Below are 22,838 nucleotides of genomic sequence, written 5' to 3'. Positions count from 1 at the left end.
TTAATCTCTTATGGCATTTCTTATAAATTCTGGAGTGTCAACAACTCTTTTAAGTTTTTTAAAATCATCCAACACCTCTCCACAACCATTCACTACGCAAAGCAGTGGGTTTTCTGCTATGTGAGTAAAAATTCCTGTTTCATCGCTCAATAAATCATTAATACCTCTAACTAAAGCTCCACCTCCGGCAAGCATAATCCCCCTATCAACTATGTCTGCAGCAAGTTCAGGAGGGGTTCGCTCTAAAGTTCTTTTTACGGCTTCAACTATTTTACTAAGTGTTTCAGCCATGGCTTCTCTGATTTCTCCTGATGTCAAAGTGACTGACCTAGGTAGACCAGATAAAAGATGTAAACCTCTAACCTCTAAAGTAGTTTTATCAAAATCATCATCAGGAAATGCAGATCCAATTTTAATCTTGATATCTTCTGCTGTTCTCTCTCCAACTACTAAATTATGAACTTTTTTAAGATAGAGAGCTATTGACTCATTTATTTCATCGCCTGCTATTCGAACAGATTCACTCAAAACAGTTCCTCCTAAACTTAATACTGCAACCTCAGTAGTACCTCCACCAATATCAACAATCATTGTTCCAATTGGCTCAGTTACTGGTAGTGATGCTCCTATTGCTGCTGCGACAGGTTCATCAATTAAATGAACTTCTCTAGCTCCCGCTAATCCAGCTTCTCTTACTGCTCTTCGTTCAACACTAGTAACTCCACTTGGGATACCAATCACTATTCTTGGCGCTACAATCCCCTTGCCTTCATTACATTTTTGAATAAATGTTTTTATCATTTGTTCTGCAGCATCAAAATCTGCGATAACCCCATCTCTTAGTGGTCTTACAGCTCTTATATTCCCAGGGGTCCTTCCAAGCATTAACTTTGCTTCTTTACCAACAGCTAATGGAATCCCTTCTTCTAAATCCATAGCTACCACAGAAGGCTCCTGTAAAACAACGCCTTTTCCTGATACATGTATAAGAGTATTGGCGGTTCCCAAATCTATGCCAATATCTCGAGAAAATTTAAATCTGTTAAAAATCACAATAAGAATTTCTTTTTTTAAATAATATATCTATTTTTTGATAAGCTCTCGGAATTCTGTTGTTTAGTTATGAATAGCACGTAAAACTTTGAGCAGAACCTGGAAATAAGAGTAGTATTAAAAAAAAAAAAATTATGCAAATTAACACTATTAATCTTGTTGGCAGAGCAGGAAGAGAACCAGATGTCAGATATTTTGAATCAGGAAGTATCGTAGCAAATTTCACAATTGCAGTTAACCGAAGAAGCAGAGATGAAGAGCCAGATTGGTTTAATTTAGAAATATGGGGCAAGCAAGCACAAATAGCCGCAGATTATGTGAAAAAAGGATCATTAATAGGAATTACAGGAAGCTTTAAAATTGATAGTTGGAAAGATAAAAATACTGGCGAAGATAGATATAAACCAGTTGTTAGGGTAGATAAATTAAACTTACTAGGCTCACGAAAGGATTCTGATAATAACCAGTATTCCAACAGCAATAACTCAAGTGAAATTCCTTTTTAAGCTCTATTTTTTTTAAGAAATCTAATAAGTATTCTTATAAAGAAGTATAAGAAAATTAAAATTAAAATTGGCTTTACAAAATATTTGATTTGATCTAAATAAGTTTGAATGATTGGATAATTTTCACCAAATAAATAACCCGAATATGTTAGAAGGGCTACCCATATCAGGCTCCCAAACGTAGTCCAAAGCAAAAATTTTCTTAATGGCATAAGTTCTATGCCAGCAGGAACTGAGATTAAAGTTCGTATACCTGGTACTAATCTGCCCCAAAAAACTAAAGAAACACCGTATTTATCAAACCACCTTTTACTTTTACTTAAATCACTAGAAGAAATACCCAAATATTTTCCTTTTTTATCTAGAAAATTTGAAAGTCTTTTTTCATTTACTAATCTACCTAAATAGTACCAAGGCAATGATCCTAAAATAGTTCCAAGTAATCCCCAAAAAACTAAAATATAGAAATTTAATTTTTGTTGATACACAAAAAAACCTCCCAGTGGCATTATTATTTCCGAAGGAATTGGAGGTATTATGTTTTCCAAAAACATAGCCAAACAAATAGTGAGGTATGCAATTGTTGAATTCTTCTCAACAGCCAAACTAATATAGTCGGGAATTGAAGTAAGAAAATTTACAAAAATTAAACTCAAACTTAATATCTATAAAGCTCTGGTTTGTAAGGTCCTTCTACAGAGACATTAATATAATCAGCTTGTTCCTTAGTTAATTTTGTTAATTTTGCACCAATTTTATCAAGATGTAATCTTGCTACCATTTCATCTAAATGCTTTGGTAAAACATAAACCTCCTTAGCATATTTTTCTGACTTATTGAAAAGTTCGATTTGAGCTAATACTTGATTAGTAAAAGAATTACTCATAACAAAACTTGGATGTCCAGTGGCACAGCCTAAGTTAACTAATCTACCTTCGGCTAAAAGAATTATTTTATTGCCACTTGGTAAAGTTATGTGATCAACCTGCGGCTTAATATTTTCCCATGGATAATCTTTCAATGAAGCCACATCAATTTCATTATCAAAATGACCAATATTACAAACTATGGCCTCATCTTTCATCTTGACGAGATGTTCGTTTGTAATTACCTGATAGTTCCCAGTTGCTGTAACAAAGATATCTATATCTTCCACAACATCGTCTAACGTAACAACACTAAAACCCTCCATTGCTGCTTGAAGAGCACAAATTGGATCAACTTCAGCAACTTTTACAATTGCACCAAGTCCTCTTAGTGACTGAGCTGAACCTTTACCTACATCTCCAAAACCCATTACCAAAGCAACCTTCCCAGCAATCATCACATCAGTTGCGCGCTTTATACTATCTACTAAAGATTCGCGACAGCCATATAAATTATCAAATTTGCTCTTAGTCACTGAATCATTAACATTGATAGCAGGGAAAGGTAAAGCATTTTGCTTTTGCAGTTGATAAAGTCTTGCAACTCCAGTTGTCGTTTCTTCAGTGACACCAATGATATTACTTTTAATTCTAGAATAGAAGTCACTATCATTTTCTAATTTAGACTTAATAGAATTGAATAAAGCAATTTCTTCTTCATTACCGGGATTATCTAAAACAGACAAATCTATTTCTGCTTTACTGCCGAGTATCAATAGACCAGTTGCATCCCCACCATCATCAAGAATCATATTTGGAGAGTCTGAACCCCAATCGAGAATGTAGTGGGTATATTGCCAATATTCATCAAGTGTCTCACCTTTTTTTGCATATACAGGAATTCCTTTATCTGCAATAGCCGCCGCCGCATGATCTTGAGTTGAAAAAATATTGCATGAAGCCCATTTCACTTCTGCCCCAAGATCAACAAGAGTTTCTATTAAGACTGCAGTCTGAATAGTCATATGTAAACTTCCAGCTATTTTTGCACCTTTGAGTGGCTTTTCTGATTGATATTTATCTCTAAGTGCCATTAATCCAGGCATTTCCGTTTCAGCAATTTTAATTTCTTTACGGCCAAAATCTGATAAGGATATGTCGGCAATTACATAATTTGGTGTAGTGGTACTGACTGAATTCGCGATAATCATATCTAGTAATACTTTTTCTATTAAACTATAAATGATTTTTGTGTAATTTTGTGTTTATTGAGAATTTAAAAGAAACTTTAAATTTAGGGAAAAAACTTTCACACAAATTAAATCCCCAATCAATTGTTTTATTACAGGGTCCAATTGGGGCTGGGAAAACTTCATTCGTACAAGGGATTGCTAAAGGCTTATCAATCTCTGAAGACATTACAAGCCCTACATTTGCTTTATCGCATCACTATAACTCCGGGAAAATTCCACTAATTCATCTTGATTTATACAGGTTAGGAAATGTTTCTTCAGCAAAAGAAGTATTTTTTTCTGAAGAAGAAGAGGCAATACAAAGACAAGCTATTTTAGTTATTGAATGGCCAGAATTAATAGAACCAGTTATTGATAATTTCTGGAAAATAGAAATTAGTTACGCAAAAGATTATGGAAGAAACTACGAAATAAGAGATCCCAAAAATTTATTAACCTTTTCATAATATGGCTGTTGCTCAATGGCGCCTTCACCAAGACAAGTTAATAATCCACAAACACCTGCGAACTTAATGCAATCTTCAATATCTTGTTCATTTGAAGGATAGCCAGAAGAAATTAATTTTGAAATTAAGCCTGCTAGAAAAGCATCACCTGCGCCAGTTGTATCAACAATTTTCTGTGAATTAAGAGTTTCAGTAATTCCCTGCAATCCATTGATATACCATTCAACGGGATTTTTTCCATCAGTTATTATTACATCTGGTCTATTAGACAACTGTTGAGATATTAACAAGGGATTTTTATCCTCAAAAAACAAAGTTGCTTCTTCTTTAGCAAGTTTTAAAACATTCGCATGATTTAAAAATTTCTTGATTAAATTTACTCTTTCGGCTTTACTAATTTCTGATGAAAAACTTGAGTGATCCCAAAAGACCTCTCTCCAATTCAAATCAATAACTATTTTGACTTCAAATTTTTTAGCCTGTTCTAGAAGAAAAAAAATAGTCTCTGCTGACATTGGAGATGATAATAATATCGTTCCCATAACCAAATATTTTGTTTCTAAAAAAGATTTCTCCAAATTTGAAATTTTTTTTTCAATTAATTTCTTGCTAAGAACTTCGTCTGCAAAGCGTGAATTAGAACTGTTCTCAAAGCCTGAAAAAAAACGATCTCCAAATTTATCTCTATCTACATTAACCACGCGGGTAGATGAATCATTATCTAATTGCAAGAAATCAAAATTAACGCCCAATTGATCAAATTGCGCAATAAATTTTTTTCCATAATCATCATTACCCAAACTTCCTATAAATGTTGAATCTATTTTTAATTTTCTTAATGCACAAGCAACATTAGCAGGCGCACCACCCAAAAAATCTGTAAAACCTTTATTTGACTTATTTCTGATTCTGTCTATTAAAGCCTCTCCAATACATATGACCTTTTTCTTTTTCATAAAATGAAAGCTTTTTCTTAACTAAGAATAATTTACTAAAAACGAATAATTTTTTTTTGAATTAAAGTTTAATTAAATGGGTATACATAGTGTCTTTAAATAAATCTGAAACTTGGAAGTGGAAAAATTGGGAAATTTCTTGGTCTTTATCCAAAGAATATTCTTCTGAAAAAAATATTCAAATTTTATTAGTGCATGGATTTGGTGCATCAAAAAACCACTGGAGACATAATCAAGATTTTCTTGGTAAATTTTCTAACTGCTACGCAATTGACTTATTAGGATTTGGAAAAAGTAGTCAGCCTAGTGCTTTATTAAATTACGAACCTGAAAAAGAAAATTCAATTAAATATTCATTTGACTTATGGGCTAACCAAATTTCAACATTTTGTGCAGAGGTAATAAAATCTCCTGTTTACTTGGTAGGAAATTCAATTGGTGGTGTTATTGCATTGAAAGCTGCTGAAAGCCTCAAAGATAATTGCAAAGGTATCATTTTGATAGATTGTGCACAAAGAACTATGGATGATAAACGTTTAAAAAAAAGTAATATTTTAATGAATCTACTAAGACCCGTCCTTAAAACAATAGTCAGACAAAGGGTGATTAGTAATACACTTTTTACAAGAGCCGCCAATCCAAAAACTATAAAGAAAATACTTGAACAAGCTTACCCTTCAGGAAAAAATATCGATAAAGAATTAATTGACATACTTTATAAACCCTCTCAGAGGAAAAATTCTAAAGAAGCTTTTCGTGGTTTTATTAACTTATTTGATGACTATCTTGCTACTGACCTTTTCGATAAAGTTGATTCTCCAATCCAATTGATATGGGGTGAGGACGATCCTTGGGAATCTTTAAATGAAGCAAGAGAGTGGAAGAAACAATTTAGGAATATCAAAAGATTAGATATTATTAATGGCGCTGGACATTGTCCTCATGATGAAGAACCTGAACAAACAAATAAGTTAATAAATGAATTTATTCAAGAAACAAAATAAGCTTCTACATTGTCACTAAGTCTTCTCAAGCCTCTTAATCCATCTCTTTCTAGGTTTCTTACTCGATCCCTACTTATTCCTAGAACCCTTCCAATTCCTGTAAGAGACATTGGCTCATCACCATCCATTCCGTATCTCATTCTTAAAACTCTACATTGCAGATCGGGCAATTGATGTAAAAGAGAATGCAGATCACCTCTCATACAATCCATCTCTATTTGTTCGTCTGGCAAATCTTCACCCCCTGCAAGTAAATCTAATAAAACAGTATCTTCACCATCACCAACTTTGGTTTCAAGACTTACTGGCTGTCCAGCTTTGCACATCAAATCTTTAACGTCATCTTCTGGAAGCTCTACGTATTTTGCAAGTTCACTTACAGTTGGCGTTCTAGACATTTCTTGGCTGAGCTCTCTTTGACCTTTTTTTAACTTATTCAACATTTCAGTTATGTGAATTGGTAGCCTTATCGCTCGACTTTTTTCAGCTATTGCTCTTGTAATACCTTGTCTAATCCACCAGTATGCATATGTTGAAAACTTATAACCTCTGGCTGGATCAAATTTTTCAACTCCTCTAACTAATCCTATAGTCCCTTCCTGAATTAAATCTAAAAGTTCCATATTTCTTTTTGTATATTTTTTTGCAACGCTTACTACCAATCTTAAATTCGCTGCCACCATTCTTTCCTTAGCTCTCTGTCCAGCTCTCAACCTTTTTTTTATAATGGAGGAAGTTAAATTTAATTTGGTCGATAATTCGTCAATACTAGGCTTATCTCCTGTTAATTCAATAATCTCTAATTCAGCTCTTTCAACTTCCATGTACTCTTGAACTTGTCTACCTAGAGTAATTTCTTGCTCATGAGATAGTAATGGAACTCTTCCTATATCCCTTAAGTATGACCGTACAAGATCTACATCATTACTTGCTTTTATACTAGCAATTGACGCTAGTTTATTTTCACTTATTGTTTCAGAAGACATGAAAGTTGAATGATGTTTTGTAAACAATACCATTAAGAAATGTAAAGTTAAACAAAAAAATCCACATTTTTACAAAAATGAGAATAAATACCTAGTGAATTTAGGTTAATGATGAGTTTAACAGCCATTGTGCTGTACTGAGATAAATAAATACACCAGCAATATCAGTGACGGTTGTAATGAAAGGGGAGGACATTAAGGCTGGATCCAATTTCATTCTGTCAAACAACAAAGGGAGGATCGCACCTGTTGTAGCAGCTAAAGTTGTTATGGATATTAAACTTATTCCGACCGCAGAGGCGATTAAAGGCCCTTCTCCTTGCCACCACGCGAAGGGAAATACTACGAGCATCATGAAAACACCTAAAAGAGCGCCTGTGATTGCTTCCTTAACAACTGCCTTAATAGCACCCAGAGACTTCAATTTTTGAGTACTTAAACCTCTAATGACAACCGTTGAACTTTGAGCACCAACATTTCCCCCAGTACCAATAAGTAGTGGAATAAATGCAGCTAATAAGACTATTTCTTTTAATATTTGATCATTCATAGCTATAACTTTTGTCGTTAAACCATTTGCAAAAACCAAAATTAATAACCATAAAATTCTTCTTCGCGCAATCGTAAACAAACTACTTTGGAAATAATCATCTTCATCTCCTGGTTGCACTGCCCCTGCTGCGTAAATGTCCCTTGTTGCTTCTTGTTCTATAACGTCAATTAAATCATCAACAGTTACTATTCCAACCAGTCTTTTTTCTTTATCAACGACTGGTAGAGCTAAAAAATCATATCTTTGTATTGCTCTAGCAACCTCTTCTTGATTCGTATTAGTAGAGATATTAACTACATCTCTTGTCATAACTTCACCAATTGGCTTGGAGGGATCAGCAGTTACAAGATCTCTTAAAGAAAGAATACCAGTTAAATGTCTTTCTTTATCCGTAACATATAAGCTATAAATAGTTTCAGTAAATGGGGCTCTTTTTCTAACTAAAGAAAGAGCATCAGCTGCTGTTTGCATCTCTTTAAGGTCTATAAATTCAGTTGTCATTAATCTTCCAGCAGTTTCTGGCTCATATCCAAGTAATTCAGCTGTTACTTTCCTTTCGCCAGGACTAAGAGCAGACAAAAATTTTCGTACAACTTTTGCAGGTAATTCATCGAAGAGTTGAACCCTATCATCAGGAGACATTTTTTCAACGATTTCTAAAACCTCTCCTGAACGAAGTCTTTCTAATAAAGTTTGCTGGACTATTGGATCTAAATATTCATATACCTCAATTGCTTCATTTTTCTTTAATAATCGAAATGCTAATGCCTGCAATATTAGTGGAAGGCTTCCTATAGCATCTGCAATATCAACTGGTTGGGAAGGCTCTAAAAGTAACTTTGCCTCATCATAATTTCCTGCGATGAGTAATTCCTCAAGTTGAATAGTAATTTTCTCTCTTGTACTTAAATCTGAAGATAACGATGTAACAGTTTCAAGATTATTTTCATTCATAAATATAATCCCTTATCAAAGTAACAACACTATTATATGAAATCTAAGTCATTTTTCTACTTATCCAGTAACCACAAAGCATTGTAAATAAATTTACGATAATAATTAAATTAAAGAGAATTATAAACTTTATCCAATTCCCTTGGTTTAAAAATGTGTATAAAAAAAATATAAATCCGCTAAAGGATGTAAAGCAAGAAAAAAAACCACTCAATAAAATTTTTTCAGTTGCATAACTTAATTTTCTACTGATAAAAAAACCCACTAAAAATGATCCAATTATTGAAATTAAAAAATTATTTTTTATAGTTAACCTTAAAAAAGTAGCTAGGTACGCAGCTAAAAGAACATAAATAAAATTTTTTATTTTCACTTTAAAAAAACTGAATAATAAAATAACCTAAATAAAAGAAAAGGAATGAAAAAATTATCACTTCAATATAGTGGAAAAATAATCTGAGAAATTTTCTCTTTTTTAATAAATCAAAAAGTTGATATATAAATGAAGAAAATGTACTAAAACATCCTAAAAAACCACCATAAAATAACACTAATATTTCGTTATTAAGAAAATTTAAAGCTACTAAAATTCCTAAAAAAAAAGATGATAAAAAATTTACTATTGAAGTATTTTGAATATCAAAACATATACTTTTTTTAAAATTATCTTGTATATATATTCTCATGATTAATCCAAAAGTACTGCCAAGTAAAATAATACTTATTGAACTAAAATCCAAAATTTACATTTTTATCCAGCCTTTTAAAATCTTATTAGGATTATCTAAAAATTTATTAGAAGCTAATTTAACCCTAACCCAAGTTTCATTTTTGCTTACTTTCCAGTTACGTAATACTGTTAAGGTTGTACCTACATCAAGCACTAATAATTCCTTAGCAAAAATTTCAGGATATGAATAAAGAGAAGTATTGGAACTCAATATAATTTCATTTGTATTATTAGGGAACTTATTTTGATGTAAACTTTTTTGGATCCCACCAGCAGGTAATGTAATTGGAGCAATTAATGCAAAAGTAATTAAACAAAAATTTTTGAGAACTTTATAAATCATATATCTAAAGTGGCCATATCTAAGTTGCTACTATGAGTTTCAATAAATTCTCTTCTTGGTGCAACTTTATCTCCCATTAATATATTGAATATTCTGTCCGCTTCAAGTGCATCTTCAATTTCAACCCTTTTCATCATCCTCGTTTGAGGATTCATAGTTGTATCCCATAATTGTTTTGGCATCATCTCACCTAATCCCTTAAATCTTTGGATATTATAATTTGCATTTTCTCCAAAACCTTGAATTGTATCCTTTAATTGATTCTCGTTATAACAGTAATTATGATTCTTACCTCTTTCAACTTTATAAAGAGGGGGACAAGCAATGTATATAAAACCTTTCTCCACAAGTTCTCTTTGGTACCTGTAAAAAAATGTAAGCAATAAAGTTCTTATATGAGCACCGTCAACATCAGCATCCGTCATAATTACAACTCTATGATATCTCAAAGAGCTCTCGTCGAACTCCTCTCCTTTTATTCCTAATCCTAGAGCTGTTATTAACGACTGTATTTCTGTGTTTTTATATATTTTAGTATCATCAGTTTTTTCAATATTAAGAATCTTACCCCTTAGAGGCAAAATAGCCTGAAAATTTCTATCTCGTCCTTGTTTTGCGGAGCCACCAGCTGAATCTCCTTCAACTATATAAATTTCTGATTCTGAGGGATCTCTAGAACTACAATCTGCTAATTTGCCCGGCAAGGTAGAACTTTCAAGAACACTTTTTCTTCTTACTAATTCTCTAGCCCTTCTTGCAGCTTCTGCTGCATTAAATGATTGAATTGCTTTTTCAAGAATCAAGTCCAAAATTCCAGGATTGAATTCCATATATTTTGTGAGAGCCTCCCCAATGAGAGAATCCACAATCCCCCGTACTTCAGTATTTCCTAATTTTGTTTTTGTTTGCCCTTCAAATTCTGGATCTGGAACTTTTACTGATAAAACAACAGTCAAACCCTCCCTAATATTTTCGCCAGCTAAATTTTTCTCAATATCTTTTCTTTTACCTCTCTTTTTTGCAAGATTATTGAAAGTTCTTGTCAGAACTGTTTTTAGCCCTTCAATATGAGTTCCTCCATCAATAGTTCTAATATTATTTGCAAATCCTAGAATATTATCTGAATATACATCTGAACACCATTGCAAAGCCGCTTCTACATATACATTTTCTTTCTGTGAGTCAACATAAATTATTTCAGGATGAATAGAATCTTTTTCAGCATTCATGTATTCAACATATTCTTTAATACCTCCTTGATACAAGTAAATTTCTTCTTTAAAAGAACCATCTGATAATTGATTTCTTTCATCTCTAAAAACAATTTTTACTCCGCCATTAAGATAAGCTAGCTCTCTTAATCTAGATGAAAGAAGAGAATATTCAAATTCAATTCCTCCAGAAAAAATTGTTTTGTCGGGTTTAAAGCAAATAGTTGTTCCTTTCTTAGAAGGTCTGCCAGTCTGCTTTTTAGTTTCCAATTCACCCTTTGATACGCCTTTTTCAAATCTTTGATTAAATTCGCTTCCATCTCTATAAACAGTCACATTAACCCATTCGCTTAAAGCATTAACTACAGATATTCCTACTCCATGCAAACCCCCTGAAACTTTATAACCACCACTTCCAAATTTACCTCCTGCATGAAGAACAGTTAGTACAGTTTCTAAGGCACTTTTCCCTGTTCTTGGATGAATATCTGTTGGGATACCTCGTCCATTATCAGAAATTGAAGCAGAACCATCTGCGCGAAGAACTATTTCTATGTGATCGCAATGGCCTGCAAGTGCTTCATCAACCGAGTTATCAACTACCTCATATACTAAATGGTGTAATCCCCTAGGTCCTGTAGAACCTATATACATCCCGGGGCGTTTACGAACTGGTTCTAACCCCTCTAAAACCTGTATCTGTTCAGCGCCATATTCATTTGAGATTTTATTAGATCTTTTGTCCTCACTCATTTAATATAAAAAAAATATTAGACTTTTAAAATGTTATTTTTAAAAGGTCTTTCATTAAACTTACCACCGCAATCAAATATAGGCTCGAAGTCAATGAAAAATTTAATCACTTTAATTATATAGCCAATATTTTTTTCTTCAGAAATTCATATGTCTTTGTCTCTACCTCATGTAATAATTTTAGTTGGGCCTACTGCAAGTGGGAAAACAGAATTAGCTATTGAAATTGCAGAACATTTTAAAACTCATATACACAATATCGATTCAAGGCAAATTTATAAGTCGATGGATATTGGAACAGCCAAGCCATCTAAAATCCAACAAAAAAAAATAAAACATTTTTTAATAGACATTGAGGAACCAATCAATCCAATTAATGTAAAACAATTTCAAGAACTGGCTCAAAAATCTATTAAGGAAGAAATTAAACAAGATTTTTTACCTTTTCTTGTTGGAGGAAGTGGGTTGTATATGAACTCAATCACAAAAGGATTTTTTGTACCAGATGTCCCTCCTCAAAATTATTTCAGAAGACAATTAGAAGAAATTGGTCAGGAAAAATGTTGGGACCTGTTAAAAAATTGTGATCCATTATCAACAAAAAAAATCAATTTTGCTGACCAAATTAGAACAATAAGAGCTTTAGAAGTCTTCTACGTAACAGGTAAACCTTTATCAGCTCTAAAAGTTCAAAAACCGCCTAACTGGAAAATCCTAGAGCTTGGATTAGATAGAGATAATTTAAAAGAAAGAATTTTTCAAAGAACAAAAAATATGTTTTTATCTGGAATTATTGAGGAGACAAACCACCTTATCTCTAAATACGGATTTGATTTGCCAATTTTAGAAACAATTGGTTATCGAGAAGCTCGGGATATTTTAAATAACCGTTCAACAATTGACAAAGCAATTGAATTAACTGCGACAAAAACAATCCAATTTGCCAAAAGACAAAAAACTTGGTTTCGTAATAAAAATAATCCTCTTTGGCTTAATAACAAAAACCTGCTAAAAGATGCAATAATTAAGATAGAGTCTTTTTTAAGCTAACTTTATAAAAATAGATTTTATTCATCATCCAATCAATTTATTTAATTAACTGAATGCCCCCACGCCCACGCTTTGACCGACGAGCTCCAGTTAGAGAGCTTCCAAATATAAATGAAAGAATAAAATACCCTCAATTAAGAGTCGTTGATTCAGATGGGAAACAATTAGGCGTCATAGATAGATTAAAAGCATTAGAAATAGCATCTCAAAGAGAACTTGATTTAGTTTTGGTGAGCGAAAAAGCAAATCCTCCTGTTTGTAGAATCATGGACTACGGTAAATATAAATTTGAACAAGAAAAGAAAGCTAAAGAAGCAAGAAAAAAATCTCATCAAACAGAAGTTAAAGAAGTAAAAATGAGGTATAAAATTGACAAGCATGATTATGATGTTCGGATTGGTCAAGCTACTAAATTTCTAAAATCGGGAGATAAGGTTAAATGTACTGTAATTTTTAGGGGAAGAGAAATTCAACACTCAAATTTAGCTGAGACACTTCTTTTAAGAATGGCTAATGATTTAGAAGAGCAATCAGAAGTTCAGCAAAAACCCAAAAGAGAAGGGAGAAACATGATTATGTTTTTAAGCCCTAGGAAAACTCCTCTTATTAAAAAAGATAATGAGTGATAAATTGTTATCAAAAAATATGACGAATGTTAAAGTGTCACTATATCAAAAATTAAATTAGTCAGGATTTTTCTAAAGTGAGATTCCATATTCAACAAGAAAGTGATATACCAGCATCTACTCAATTAAATAATCAAATTTGTTTTGCAATTGCATCAAGACATTATCCACCAGGACACAGACTCCCAAGTACGAGACAACTTGCAATGCAGACTGGACTCCATCGGAATACTATAAGCAAAGTTTACAGACAACTGGAAGTAGATGGAGTTGTTGAAGCAATAGCTGGATCAGGTATCTATGTCAGAGATAATATTACTAAAAGAGAATTTACAAAATCACTTTACTCAAAAGATAGAATAAGCAAAGCACCAGATCAAGAAGTAAAGACGGTTATTAACAACTTAATAAATCTTGGATTCAGTTTGCAAGAGACAAGAGAGATATTGAACAATGAAATTGATTGGCGTATTAAATGCGGATCAAGAATTATAGTCAGTACTCCTAGAGAAGATATTGGAGCTTCTATGTTAATTGCAGAAGACCTTTCTAAAACAGTTAATGTACCAGTAGAGGTTGTTCCTATGGAAGAATTAGAAAAAGTTTTGAGTAATTCAAATAATGGTACGATTGTGACAAGCAGATATTTTTTACAGCCTCTAGAAAAAGTTGCTAAGCAACATGGGGTTCGTGCTATTGCAGTCGACTTAAGCGACTTTCAAAAAGAATTGAAAATTCTCAAGGAATTAAATGCAGGAAGTTGTGTAGGTATTGTCAGCATAAGTCCTGGCTTATTAAGAGCAGCCGAAATTATTATACACAGCATGCGAGGTAGTGAATTAATGCTTATGACAGCAATCTCAGATAATAATAATAGATTACTATCACTTTTAAAGGCTTCGAACCATATAGTTTGTGATGGACCTAGTTTATCAGTTGTAGAAAACACACTATTAAAAAATCGTTCTCAGTTAATGAGATTACCTCAAATAATATGTGCTAAAAATTATTTAAGTAACGAAACGATAAATCAATTAAAAAAAGAAATAGGAGTTATTAATTAGACTAATATGCTAAGAACTTTTAAATCAGATATAGAAATTATCAGAGAGAGAGATCCAGCTGCAAGAGGAATAGTAGAAATATTTCTTTGCTACCCAGGCTTTCAATCAATAGTTATACATAGGTTTACGCATAAATTATGGCAATTAAAGATTCCTTTAATTCCCCGCTTACTAAGTCATCTAAATAGATTAGCAACAGGTATTGAAATCCATCCTGGAGCAAAAATTGGTAAACGGGTTTTTATAGACCATGGAATGGGCGTTGTAATAGGTGAAACTGCTGAGATAGGAAATAACTGTTTGCTTTATCAAGGAGTGACATTAGGAGGTACTGGTAAAAGCCATGGCAAAAGACACCCCACATTAATGGAGAATGTTGTAGTCGGAGCGGGCGCAAAAGTTCTTGGATCAATCACAGTAGGATCTAATACCCGCATTGGAGCTGGCTCAGTAGTTGTTCGAAATGTAGAAGGCAACAGTACTGTGGTTGGGGTTCCTGGTAGGGTAGTGCATCAAAGTGGTGTCAAAGTAAATCCGTTAGCTCACTCTGCTTTACCGGATGCAGAAGCTAATGTGATAAAAAATTTAATGGATAGGATAGATTCTCTTGAAAATGAAATTCTTAAATTACAAAAAACTCTACAATGTATAGCTAACTCGGAATCTATTGATATTTCTAAACTCGGTGATTCTCAAAATCTTAAAGACAAAGAAATTTTTGAATTTCTTGGAGATGATTAAATATTGATTTATTTTTTTTCATTAACGTCAGTTTTAGGTTGAAACATAAACATTGAATAAATAACGTTTCGTCTCATATTAGTCATCATTTCGAGAAACATGTCATATCCCTCGTTTTTATATTCGATTAATGGATCTTTCTGACCATAACCCCTCAATCCGACTGATTCCCTCAATGAATCCATGGCTTGAAGATGTTCTCGCCATAAATTATCTATTTGCTGCAAAATAAAAAATCTTTCAGCTTCTCTCATTAATCCTGGACGAATCTTTTCTATTTGTGATTCCTTTAAGTCATAAGCTATTCGCAACTGCTCTTGAAGATAGTTTTTTAATTCTTCTATTGACAATAAATTAATATCATCAGATTTAAGATCATCTAATAAATATATAAATTCTTTGACTTTAGAAATTAATTGATCAATATTCCATTCTTCAGGAGGAAGATCAGGATTAATATAAGCATCAACAATTTCAATCATTGTCCTTTCTCCATATCCTATTACTTGTCTCTTTAAATCAATTCCTTTCAATACTCTAAGTCTTTCGCCATAAACTGCTTTTCTTTGGTTGTTCATTACCTCGTCGTATTCAAAAACTTGTTTTCTAATATCGTAATAGTAGGTCTCAACTTTCTTTTGAGCACTTTCTAGAGACCTAGTAAGCATTCCTGACTCAATAGGCATATCTTCATCAACCCTAAAAGCATTCATTAGATTTGCTACTCTGTCACCTCCAAAAATCCTTAATAAATTATCATCTAAAGATAAAAAGAATCTTGTACTTCCAAGATCACCTTGTCTTCCTGCTCTTCCTCTAAGTTGATTATCCACTCTTCTTGATTCATGTCTCTCAGTACCAATGACATGTAAACCGCCAGCTTCTCTTACTTTTTCTTCTTCATGAATCAAAACTTTTTCATATTCTTCTTTTACATCAGACAATGATTCTCTCAAAAGCTTTATCAAGTTATCATCTGTTGGTGCTTTTTCTGCAGCTGTAGCTATTCTGTCATCAAGCTCCAAGACAGAAAGTTGTCTATCTCCCCAATTTTTAACAAGTTGATCAGATAAAAGTGAGAGTTTCTTTTCAATTGCTTCATCTAATTTGCAAGGGAAGAGACTAGTTGAAGAATTTGAAATGTTCTTTTTCAAATTTGAACCAGCTTTTGTAGAAAAACCACCCTTAGATTTTGAATTTCTTTGTTTAGGTATTGGTGGCTTATGCTCATTATCAGGCTTGACTAACAAAGGAATTAAAAGTTCTTTTAATTTCAGCCTTGCCATATAGTCACTATTACCGCCAAGAATTATATCTGTTCCCCTTCCAGCCATATTAGTCGCAATAGTAACAGCACCTGCTCTTCCTGCCTGAGCAACAATTTCTGCCTCACGTTCAACGTTCTCTGGCTTAGCATTTAACAAATTATGTGGGATGTTTTCGGCAGATAAAAGTGAACTTAGTAATTCACTTTTTTCAACACTTGTTGTACCAACTAAAACAGGTCTACCATCTCTATGAATTTGTATAGTTTCTTTAGCAACGGCTTTCCATTTACCAATCTCTGTCTTAAATACTTGATCAGACCAATCTTGTCTTTTTCTTATTTGATTTGTCGGTATAACTGTTGATTCTAATTTATAAGTTTTTTCAAATTCAACTTCCTCAGTTTTTGCAGTTCCTGTCATTCCTGCTAAACCGGGATATAGAAGGAAAAAATTCTGATAAGTTATGGATGCTAATGTTTGAGTCTCAGGCTGAATTTTAAGACCCTCTTTTGCTTCTATTGCCTGATGTTGTCCATCGCTCCAACGCCTTCCTGGCATTACCCTACCAGTAAATTCGTCCACTATTACAGCCTCATCGTTCTTAATAATATAATTTACATCTTTAATAAATAATTCTTTAGCTTTTAAAGCGTTAGTTATATAATGCGCCCAAGGATCTTGAGGATTATATAAATCATTAACTCCCAAATAATCTTCACATTTTGCGAAACCCTGATCAGTTAATATACAACTTCTCTGTTTTTCATCAACTTCATAATCCCCTTCTGGATCAATACCATCTTTACTTAATTCTTTTGCTTTAACTAATGCCTGAGATAATTCTGCAGCTTTTTGATATTTTTCTTGTGGTCTTTCAATTTGACCAGAAATGATTAAAGGAGTTCTTGCTTCATCAATTAAAATTGAATCAACCTCATCAATTACGCAGTAATTAAATTTCCTTTGAACTACCTCACTAATATCAGTAGCCATATTATCTCTTAAATAATCAAATCCTAATTCTGAATTTGTGGCATAAGTTATATCACAATCATAATTTTTCTTTCTCTCAACTGGATTCATATCTTGTTGAATCAAACCAACGGATAAACCTAAAAAACGATGAACTTGTCCCATCCACTCTGCATCCCTTCTAGCTAAGTAATCATTTACAGTAACGACATGAACACCTTTTCCTGTAAGAGCATTTAAATAACAAGGTAATGTTGCGACAAGAGTTTTTCCCTCTCCAGTTTTCATCTCAGCAATTTGACGATCATTTAGAACCATCCCGCCTATTAACTGAACATCAAAATGTCTCATATCAAGAACACGTTTACTTGCTTCTCTTACGATTGCAAAGGCTTTAGGCAGAAATTCTTCAAGGAGTTCTTTTTGTTTTTTAAAATCTAATTCTGCTGAAATATTTGATTTAAGATTTTGAGTTTCTTGTCTAAGCTCATCATCAGTCAATTGAGAAATTTCTTCTTCTAAAAAATTTATCTCTTCCACTATTGGTTGATAGCGCTTTAACTTTCGTGTATTCGGATCTCCCAACAAAAGTTTTAGCATAAGTCAAAGTCCTTAAAAAATTCATCTTATTACAAACATTATAAATTAGTGCGTTACAACAAAATGAAGAAAGCTATTATCTCTTTATTTAATAGATAATGATCAATTAAGGTGTTTAGATTGAAGTCACAAAAATAACCTAGCTGACATCACTTTTCAAAAATCTTTTTAATAAATGAAAGAAATATCTCTAATCAAACATAGTAAAGGAGCTTTAGGATTAAGGATTTTTGGATTAGGTCCTAATCTTAAACCAACAAACGGACTAATTAAGCTAAAAAAATTACTAGATAACAATGCTTTCTGGGCAAAAGATAGAACAATTAATGATCTAAAAAAATGTCTTGCTAATAGTGATGTTGTAATAAGTCTTTGGGTCGGTAAGGAAATAGTTGGTTTTGGTAGAGCTTTAACCGATGGGATTTATCGCGGAGTGCTTTGGGATATTGTTATAGATCAAAATCACCAAGGCAAAGGTTTTGGCACATTAATTGTGAAAAGTCTTTTATCTTCAAAAAAAATTAAAAATACAAAAAAATTATATTTAATGACAACAAATAAAAAATTATTTTATTCTCAATTTGATTTTAAAGAAGTTAAATCTCAAAATTTATTAATTCGAGAAATATAAAAAACTCTGTTTTTAATAAAAACAAAATCAAGATACAAATTTACTATAAAGCCATCTTATAAAAGGTCCTAAAATAGGCACTGGTCCAAAAGTTGGACCACAAAAATCAAAGTAATCTCTGTGCTCTTTTATTAATCCATTTTCGCCAAATAATAAACGAGTAGTTCCTGGATAAATAAATTCTTTACCCATAATTTTTAAACCCATTGTCCATTCAACAAATCCACAATCCCCAGTTATGGAAATTGCATGAGTTTCTAAAAAAACATCATCACATCTTTTAACTAGCTTTTCTTGAGCTTTAACATAAGAATCTAAGCCCTCTGTTTCCTGAGTTGGGTCTGTAAAAATAACATTCTCATTATAAAATTCAGCCCACTTTTGTTTTGTAGGAGCATCTGTTCCATAAGGTTTAGTAAATAATCCCTTTAAATCCTCAATAGAAATTACTCTTGTCATTACGAATTTACCTTTGTAAGTATTCTAAAAGATACAAACATTAAAAGCGGATGAAGAGATTCGAACTCTCGACATTCTCCTTGGCAAGGAGATGCTCTACCACTGAGCTACATCCGCATGACTTTTTTATTTTATCTCAAAGAAGGGATCAATGATAAAAATAATTAAATTTTTTTCAATTAATTTAAATTTTTAATTAAAGATCCCATCTCAATTGCTTGTAAAGCATAATTCCAACCAAGATTATTCTTAATCCCTGCTCTTTCTAAAGCCTGCTGCATAGTATCAGTAGTTAAAACTCCAAAAATAATTGGAACATTATTTTCATTTGAAACTTGCGAAATACCTTTGCTCGCCTCAGATATAACTACATCATAGTGGGAAGTTTCACCACGGATCACAGCCCCAAGAGCAATTACAACGTCATAACTCTTTTTTTTCATGAGGGTTTTAGCTGCGATTGGTAACTCAAATGAACCTGGAACCCAAACTATATCTACTTGATTGCTTAATTCAGAAGTATCTAAACCATGTCTTTTTAAACAATCAAGACAACCAGATAGAATTTTATTTGTAATTAAATCGTTAAATCTTGCTATTACAATCCCAACTTTTAAAGTAGAGGCAGTAGTAAAAGAACCCTCAAAAATAGCCATTAAATTTTACTTAGGTATATTAATAGACTCTCACGAAAAGGTATTAAGTTCAAACTAATGAAGAAACTATCCCTGTAACAAAAACCAAAACAACCCAAACAGCAGCAATAGAATAAATTTTTCTCCTACTTTCTCGCTGTCCTTCCTCAGTAGAAGGTTGAGTCACATATAAAACGGGTACTCCAACTACCGCAATTAAAGAAGCAAATAATAGAGCGTTTACGAAGAAAAAGTTAACAGCCTGCATAATTCAGTCTTAGGTTTCAAATATTATAAATACTATAATCTCATGAAAATGATAATTATTAGAGAAAATTTACATACTTTAGCCACTTTAAATGCAAAAAAAAAAATTCTACCTAATATCTATTTAGGAATTAAAAAAGTATGCAAGAAGATACGATAATTCAAAAGAATTTATTTGCGATTGGTAATGATAATAATGAACAAAAAGAAATAACAAAAATTCCAGAAGATTTATCTTTGGAAGATTTAAAAAAAGAATCGCAAAAAAGACCCAGACAAAGAAAAAATTCAACTAATTTAATAAATAAATTCAAGACTGATTTAATTTCAAATAACAAAAATGTTTGCATCAATGAAGAATCTTATAGCTATAAAACAGTTTCAAAACTGAAATTAACTCCTGTAATGAAGCATTATGTAACTCTAAAAGAAGAAAATAAAGATAGGTTATTACTCTATAGATTAGGAGACTTTTTTGAATGTTTTTTTGAGGACGCTGTATTAATATCTAACCTTTTAGAAATAACGCTTACCAGTAAAGATGCTGGCAAAGAGATTGGTAAGATCCCTATGGCAGGGGTTCCCCATCATGCAATGGAGAGATACTGTGCTGATTTAATTAAAAAAAATTATTCTGTGGTTATATGCGATCAATTAGAAAAAAGTTCTGGAAATTATGGGACTCCAATTAAAAGAGGAATAACAAGAATAATAACTCCTGGAACTGTAATTGAAGAGGGGATGTTGATAGCAAAGAAAAATAATTGGATTACTGCTATTTACTTATCAGAAGCCAACTCAGATGAATCTTATGAATGGGGGATATCAAAAGCTGATGTAAGCACAGGAGAATTAATAACTTTAGAAGGCCAATCTCTGTCAAAACTATTTGATGAAATTATTAAATTAGATTCTTCAGAAATCATTGTGGGAAGCAATACAGTAAGAAATTTATTAATTAAAGGAAATAGTCAAATTACATATACTGTTTCTCAAGAGACTACTTTTGGAATTAATGAAGCAAATTATCTAATAAAAAATTATTTCCACATTGCAAACCTAGAGGGAATAGGACTTAAAAATTTAAACAATGCAACTAGATCACTTGGAGGTTTATTAAATTATTTAGAAAAAATTAATCCTTCAAATTTAGATAAAGATTCTTCTTTAAAAATCTCATTAGACTTTCCTCAAATCCAATATGGTCACAACAAATTAATTATTGATTATCAAACTCAAAAAAACTTAGAAATCAAAAATACACAACGAGAAAACAATTATGTAGGTTCTCTACTATGGAGTATTGATAGAACTTATACTTGCATGGGTGCAAGGTGTTTAAGAAGGTGGATAGATTCACCACTATTAAACGTTAATGAAATTTATAAAAGACAAAATATAATTACAAACTTTCTTGAATCTAAAAAATTACGTACAGATACCCAAAATTTACTTAGAGCAATGGGGGATTTAGAAAGACTTGCAGGTAGAGCTTGTGCAGGTCATGCAAGTCCTAGAGACTTAATTGCAATAGCTGAAGGTTTAAAAAAATTGCCTAGACTAAAATCCATAATCGAATTATTTAAATATGATCTCCCAAATTGGACTGATCAATTAAAAAATATTGATGAAGGACTCTTAGAATTAGCTGATACCATAAGTTTTAAACTAGTAGAAAATCCTCCTCTAAATATTAGTGAAGGAGGCATGATCCACGATGGTGTTGACAATATATTGGATGGTTTACGCAATTTAATGGATGATTACTCTGAGTGGCTAAAAAAAGAAGAATTAAAGGAAAGGAAAATTAGCAAAATTTCAAACCTAAAAATTCAATTTCATAAAAATTTTGGTTATTACATTTCTATTAATAAGTCAAAAGTTAATTTAGCTCCACAACATTGGATCAAAAGGCAAACACTTACTAATGAAGAAAGATATATCACTTCAGAAATTAAAAATAAAGAAAATAAGATTTTCCAAATAAAAAGTAGAGCTTCATCAAAAGAATATGAAATTTTCTGCGAATTAAGAAATATAGTTGCTGAAAAAACAAAACAAATAAGATCAATCGCAAAATCCATAGCATCTCTTGATGCACTACTTGGTTTATCAATTACTTCATTAGAAAACAATTTTATAAAACCTTCATTAATACCAATAAATGATTCAATGACAAAAAATAGTACAAAAATTATCGCAGGAAGAAATCCAATTGTAGAGCAATTATTAAGTGATAAAAAGTTTGTAGCAAACGATATCTCTTTTGAGGATAATCAAAAATTAATTATATTAACCGGTCCCAATGCAAGCGGAAAAAGTTGCTTTATAAGACAACTTGGTTTAATACAAATTCTCACACAAATTGGTTGCTTTGTTCCTGCTAATAATGCTGAAATCAAGATTGCAGATAGGATTTTCACAAGAATTGGGGCTGTTGATGATCAATCATCTGGACAATCAACATTTATGGTAGAAATGTCTGAAACTGCATCAATTCTAAATCAGGCAACTTCTAGCTCACTAGTTTTACTTGATGAGATAGGCAGAGGGACATCTACTTTTGATGGACTTTCAATAGCTTGGTCAGTGAGTGAATATCTTGCAAAAAAAATTAAATGTAATACTATTTTTGCTACGCACTATCATGAGCTTAATTATTTAAAAAATTCAAATAAGAATATACAAAATTTTCAAGTTTTAGTAGAACAAAATAACGACCAGCTAATTTTTAGCCACAGGATTATTAAAGGGGGCTCAAATAAAAGCTATGGCATAGAAGCAGCTAAATTAGCAGGAGTTCCAAAAGAAGTTATAGAAAAAGCAAAATCAGTTTTAAATTCTTTAGAAGAAAATAACAAATTAAATTATGATATTAAGTAAATTTTTGAAATTTTTATAAAATAAATAC

23 protein-coding genes and 1 tRNA gene are annotated in these 22,838 nt (G+C 32.1%); 9 read left to right on the top strand and 15 right to left on the bottom strand.

Annotated features, from left to right (window positions below; genetic code table 11):
- Positions 1-1,053: a rod shape-determining protein gene (locus BS621_RS05200; protein WP_011819234.1), complete on the bottom strand. Its 1,053-nt coding sequence runs from the start codon at positions 1,051-1,053 to the stop codon at positions 1-3.
- Between the two features lie 134 nt (positions 1,054-1,187).
- On the opposite strand from BS621_RS05200, the gene BS621_RS05195 reads away from it, so the two are divergent.
- Positions 1,188-1,559, top strand: a complete 372-nt coding sequence (locus BS621_RS05195) for a single-stranded DNA-binding protein (RefSeq protein WP_025934104.1) — start codon at positions 1,188-1,190, stop codon at positions 1,557-1,559.
- On the opposite strand, the gene BS621_RS05190 is transcribed toward BS621_RS05195, so the two are convergent.
- Both BS621_RS05190 and ahcY read right to left on the bottom strand, forming a co-directional pair.
- Positions 1,556-2,215 (bottom strand): DedA family protein, encoded by a 660-nt coding sequence (locus tag BS621_RS05190; RefSeq protein WP_077142073.1) that lies wholly within the window; start codon positions 2,213-2,215, stop codon positions 1,556-1,558. The genes BS621_RS05195 and BS621_RS05190 overlap by 4 nt on opposite strands.
- Positions 2,216-2,217: 2 nt before the next feature.
- Positions 2,218-3,636 carry an adenosylhomocysteinase gene (gene ahcY, locus BS621_RS05185; protein ID WP_077142072.1) on the bottom strand — a complete coding sequence of 473 codons (1,419 nt, stop codon included), beginning with the start codon at positions 3,634-3,636 and terminating at the stop codon, positions 2,218-2,220.
- Between the two features lie 50 nt (positions 3,637-3,686).
- Here ahcY and tsaE point away from each other — a divergent pair, with 50 nt between their 5' ends.
- A complete protein-coding gene (gene tsaE / locus BS621_RS05180; RefSeq protein WP_077142071.1) occupies positions 3,687-4,124 on the top strand; it encodes a tRNA (adenosine(37)-N6)-threonylcarbamoyltransferase complex ATPase subunit type 1 TsaE in 438 nt (145 codons plus the stop codon).
- On the opposite strand, the gene BS621_RS05175 is transcribed toward tsaE, so the two are convergent.
- Positions 4,082-5,080 (bottom strand): carbohydrate kinase family protein, encoded by a 999-nt coding sequence (locus BS621_RS05175; protein ID WP_077142070.1) that lies wholly within the window; start codon positions 5,078-5,080, stop codon positions 4,082-4,084. The two genes, tsaE and BS621_RS05175, sit on opposite strands and share 43 nt — an antisense overlap.
- A gap of 89 nt (positions 5,081-5,169) precedes the next feature.
- Here BS621_RS05175 and BS621_RS05170 point away from each other — a divergent pair, with 89 nt between their 5' ends.
- Positions 5,170-6,084, top strand: coding sequence for an alpha/beta fold hydrolase (locus BS621_RS05170; RefSeq protein ID WP_077142069.1), 915 nt, complete (start codon positions 5,170-5,172; stop codon positions 6,082-6,084).
- Here the strand turns inward: BS621_RS05170 and BS621_RS05165 are convergent.
- The 6 genes from BS621_RS05165 to gyrB form a co-directional block, all read right to left on the bottom strand.
- On the bottom strand, positions 6,069-7,070 hold the full coding sequence (locus tag BS621_RS05165) for an RpoD/SigA family RNA polymerase sigma factor (RefSeq protein WP_025934110.1): 1,002 nt from the start codon (positions 7,068-7,070) through the stop codon (positions 6,069-6,071). The genes BS621_RS05170 and BS621_RS05165 overlap by 16 nt on opposite strands.
- Positions 7,071-7,170: 100 nt before the next feature.
- Positions 7,171-8,577, bottom strand: a complete 1,407-nt coding sequence (gene mgtE, locus BS621_RS05160) for a magnesium transporter (protein ID WP_077142068.1) — start codon at positions 8,575-8,577, stop codon at positions 7,171-7,173.
- A gap of 43 nt (positions 8,578-8,620) precedes the next feature.
- Entirely contained in the window at positions 8,621-8,950 is a 330-nt protein-coding gene (locus BS621_RS05155; RefSeq protein WP_077142067.1) for a CrcB family protein, read from the bottom strand.
- A 1-nt stretch (position 8,951) separates the two neighbouring features.
- Entirely contained in the window at positions 8,952-9,317 is a 366-nt protein-coding gene (locus tag BS621_RS05150) for a fluoride efflux transporter FluC (protein WP_077142066.1), read from the bottom strand.
- Positions 9,318-9,320: 3 nt separating this feature from the next.
- Positions 9,321-9,650 (bottom strand): hypothetical protein, encoded by a 330-nt coding sequence (locus BS621_RS05145; protein WP_077142065.1) that lies wholly within the window; start codon positions 9,648-9,650, stop codon positions 9,321-9,323.
- A complete protein-coding gene (gene gyrB / locus BS621_RS05140; protein ID WP_077142064.1) occupies positions 9,647-11,614 on the bottom strand; it encodes a DNA topoisomerase (ATP-hydrolyzing) subunit B in 1,968 nt (655 codons plus the stop codon). Before gyrB ends, BS621_RS05145 begins: the two co-directional genes overlap by 4 nt.
- A gap of 150 nt (positions 11,615-11,764) precedes the next feature.
- Between gyrB and miaA the strand changes: the two genes are divergently transcribed.
- From miaA to cysE, 4 genes are all read left to right on the top strand, one after another.
- Positions 11,765-12,664, top strand: coding sequence for a tRNA (adenosine(37)-N6)-dimethylallyltransferase MiaA (miaA, locus tag BS621_RS05135; RefSeq protein ID WP_077142063.1), 900 nt, complete (start codon positions 11,765-11,767; stop codon positions 12,662-12,664).
- Positions 12,665-12,717: 53 nt separating this feature from the next.
- Positions 12,718-13,290, top strand: coding sequence for a translation initiation factor IF-3 (gene infC, locus BS621_RS05130; protein WP_025937720.1), 573 nt, complete (start codon positions 12,718-12,720; stop codon positions 13,288-13,290).
- Positions 13,291-13,367: 77 nt separating this feature from the next.
- Complete coding sequence (locus BS621_RS05125; protein ID WP_077142062.1) at positions 13,368-14,354, top strand: GntR family transcriptional regulator; 987 nt, start codon at positions 13,368-13,370, stop codon at positions 14,352-14,354.
- Between the two features lie 6 nt (positions 14,355-14,360).
- Positions 14,361-15,095: a serine O-acetyltransferase gene (gene cysE / locus BS621_RS05120; RefSeq protein WP_077142061.1), complete on the top strand. Its 735-nt coding sequence runs from the start codon at positions 14,361-14,363 to the stop codon at positions 15,093-15,095.
- An 8-nt stretch (positions 15,096-15,103) separates the two neighbouring features.
- On the opposite strand, the gene secA is transcribed toward cysE, so the two are convergent.
- Positions 15,104-17,935 (bottom strand): preprotein translocase subunit SecA, encoded by a 2,832-nt coding sequence (secA, locus tag BS621_RS05115; protein WP_198025659.1) that lies wholly within the window; start codon positions 17,933-17,935, stop codon positions 15,104-15,106.
- Positions 17,936-18,110: 175 nt separating this feature from the next.
- On the opposite strand from secA, the gene BS621_RS05110 reads away from it, so the two are divergent.
- Positions 18,111-18,566, top strand: a complete 456-nt coding sequence (locus BS621_RS05110; protein ID WP_077142060.1) for a GNAT family N-acetyltransferase — start codon at positions 18,111-18,113, stop codon at positions 18,564-18,566.
- A 27-nt stretch (positions 18,567-18,593) separates the two neighbouring features.
- Here the strand turns inward: BS621_RS05110 and BS621_RS05105 are convergent, their stop codons facing one another.
- The 4 genes from BS621_RS05105 to psbZ form a co-directional block, all read right to left on the bottom strand.
- A complete protein-coding gene (locus BS621_RS05105) occupies positions 18,594-19,025 on the bottom strand; it encodes a nuclear transport factor 2 family protein (RefSeq protein WP_025915236.1) in 432 nt (143 codons plus the stop codon).
- Positions 19,026-19,070: 45 nt separating this feature from the next.
- Positions 19,071-19,142, bottom strand: a tRNA-Gly gene (locus BS621_RS05100).
- A gap of 62 nt (positions 19,143-19,204) precedes the next feature.
- Entirely contained in the window at positions 19,205-19,681 is a 477-nt protein-coding gene (gene ribH, locus BS621_RS05095) for a 6,7-dimethyl-8-ribityllumazine synthase (RefSeq protein WP_011819254.1), read from the bottom strand.
- Positions 19,682-19,730: 49 nt separating this feature from the next.
- Positions 19,731-19,928 carry a photosystem II reaction center protein PsbZ gene (gene psbZ / locus BS621_RS05090; RefSeq protein WP_002807211.1) on the bottom strand — a complete coding sequence of 66 codons (198 nt, stop codon included), beginning with the start codon at positions 19,926-19,928 and terminating at the stop codon, positions 19,731-19,733.
- Positions 19,929-20,068: 140 nt separating this feature from the next.
- Here psbZ and mutS point away from each other — a divergent pair, with 140 nt between their 5' ends.
- On the top strand, positions 20,069-22,810 hold the full coding sequence (mutS, locus tag BS621_RS05085) for a DNA mismatch repair protein MutS (RefSeq protein WP_077142059.1): 2,742 nt from the start codon (positions 20,069-20,071) through the stop codon (positions 22,808-22,810).
- The last annotated feature ends 28 nt before the right edge of the window (positions 22,811-22,838 follow it).

The organism is Prochlorococcus sp. RS04 (assembly GCF_001989455.1).
Classification (GTDB): domain Bacteria; phylum Cyanobacteriota; class Cyanobacteriia; order PCC-6307; family Cyanobiaceae; genus Prochlorococcus_A.
This window is presented reverse-complemented; position numbering and strand designations above follow the sequence as displayed.

Excerpts from the sequence above, each read along its gene's own strand:
- gyrB (WP_077142064.1), bottom strand. The coding sequence starts at position 11,614 with ATGAGTGAGGACAAAAGATCTAATAAAATCTCAAATGAATATGGCGCT.
- psbZ (WP_002807211.1), bottom strand. The coding sequence starts at position 19,928 with ATGCAGGCTGTTAACTTTTTCTTCGTAAACGCTCTATTATTTGCTTCT.
- mutS (WP_077142059.1), top strand. The coding sequence starts at position 20,069 with ATGCAAGAAGATACGATAATTCAAAAGAATTTATTTGCGATTGGTAAT.
- BS621_RS05145 (WP_077142065.1), bottom strand. The coding sequence starts at position 9,650 with ATGATTTATAAAGTTCTCAAAAATTTTTGTTTAATTACTTTTGCATTA.
- ahcY (WP_077142072.1), bottom strand. The coding sequence starts at position 3,636 with ATGATTATCGCGAATTCAGTCAGTACCACTACACCAAATTATGTAATT.
- BS621_RS05165 (WP_025934110.1), bottom strand. The coding sequence starts at position 7,070 with ATGTCTTCTGAAACAATAAGTGAAAATAAACTAGCGTCAATTGCTAGT.
- miaA (WP_077142063.1), top strand. The coding sequence starts at position 11,765 with ATGTCTTTGTCTCTACCTCATGTAATAATTTTAGTTGGGCCTACTGCA.
- ribH (WP_011819254.1), bottom strand. The coding sequence starts at position 19,681 with ATGGCTATTTTTGAGGGTTCTTTTACTACTGCCTCTACTTTAAAAGTT.
- BS621_RS05175 (WP_077142070.1), bottom strand. The coding sequence starts at position 5,080 with ATGAAAAAGAAAAAGGTCATATGTATTGGAGAGGCTTTAATAGACAGA.
- BS621_RS05110 (WP_077142060.1), top strand. The coding sequence starts at position 18,111 with ATGAAAGAAATATCTCTAATCAAACATAGTAAAGGAGCTTTAGGATTA.
- infC (WP_025937720.1), top strand. The coding sequence starts at position 12,718 with ATGCCCCCACGCCCACGCTTTGACCGACGAGCTCCAGTTAGAGAGCTT.
- BS621_RS05195 (WP_025934104.1), top strand. The coding sequence starts at position 1,188 with ATGCAAATTAACACTATTAATCTTGTTGGCAGAGCAGGAAGAGAACCA.
- cysE (WP_077142061.1), top strand. The coding sequence starts at position 14,361 with ATGCTAAGAACTTTTAAATCAGATATAGAAATTATCAGAGAGAGAGAT.
- mgtE (WP_077142068.1), bottom strand. The coding sequence starts at position 8,577 with ATGAATGAAAATAATCTTGAAACTGTTACATCGTTATCTTCAGATTTA.
- BS621_RS05105 (WP_025915236.1), bottom strand. The coding sequence starts at position 19,025 with ATGACAAGAGTAATTTCTATTGAGGATTTAAAGGGATTATTTACTAAA.
- secA (WP_198025659.1), bottom strand. The coding sequence starts at position 17,935 with ATGCTAAAACTTTTGTTGGGAGATCCGAATACACGAAAGTTAAAGCGC.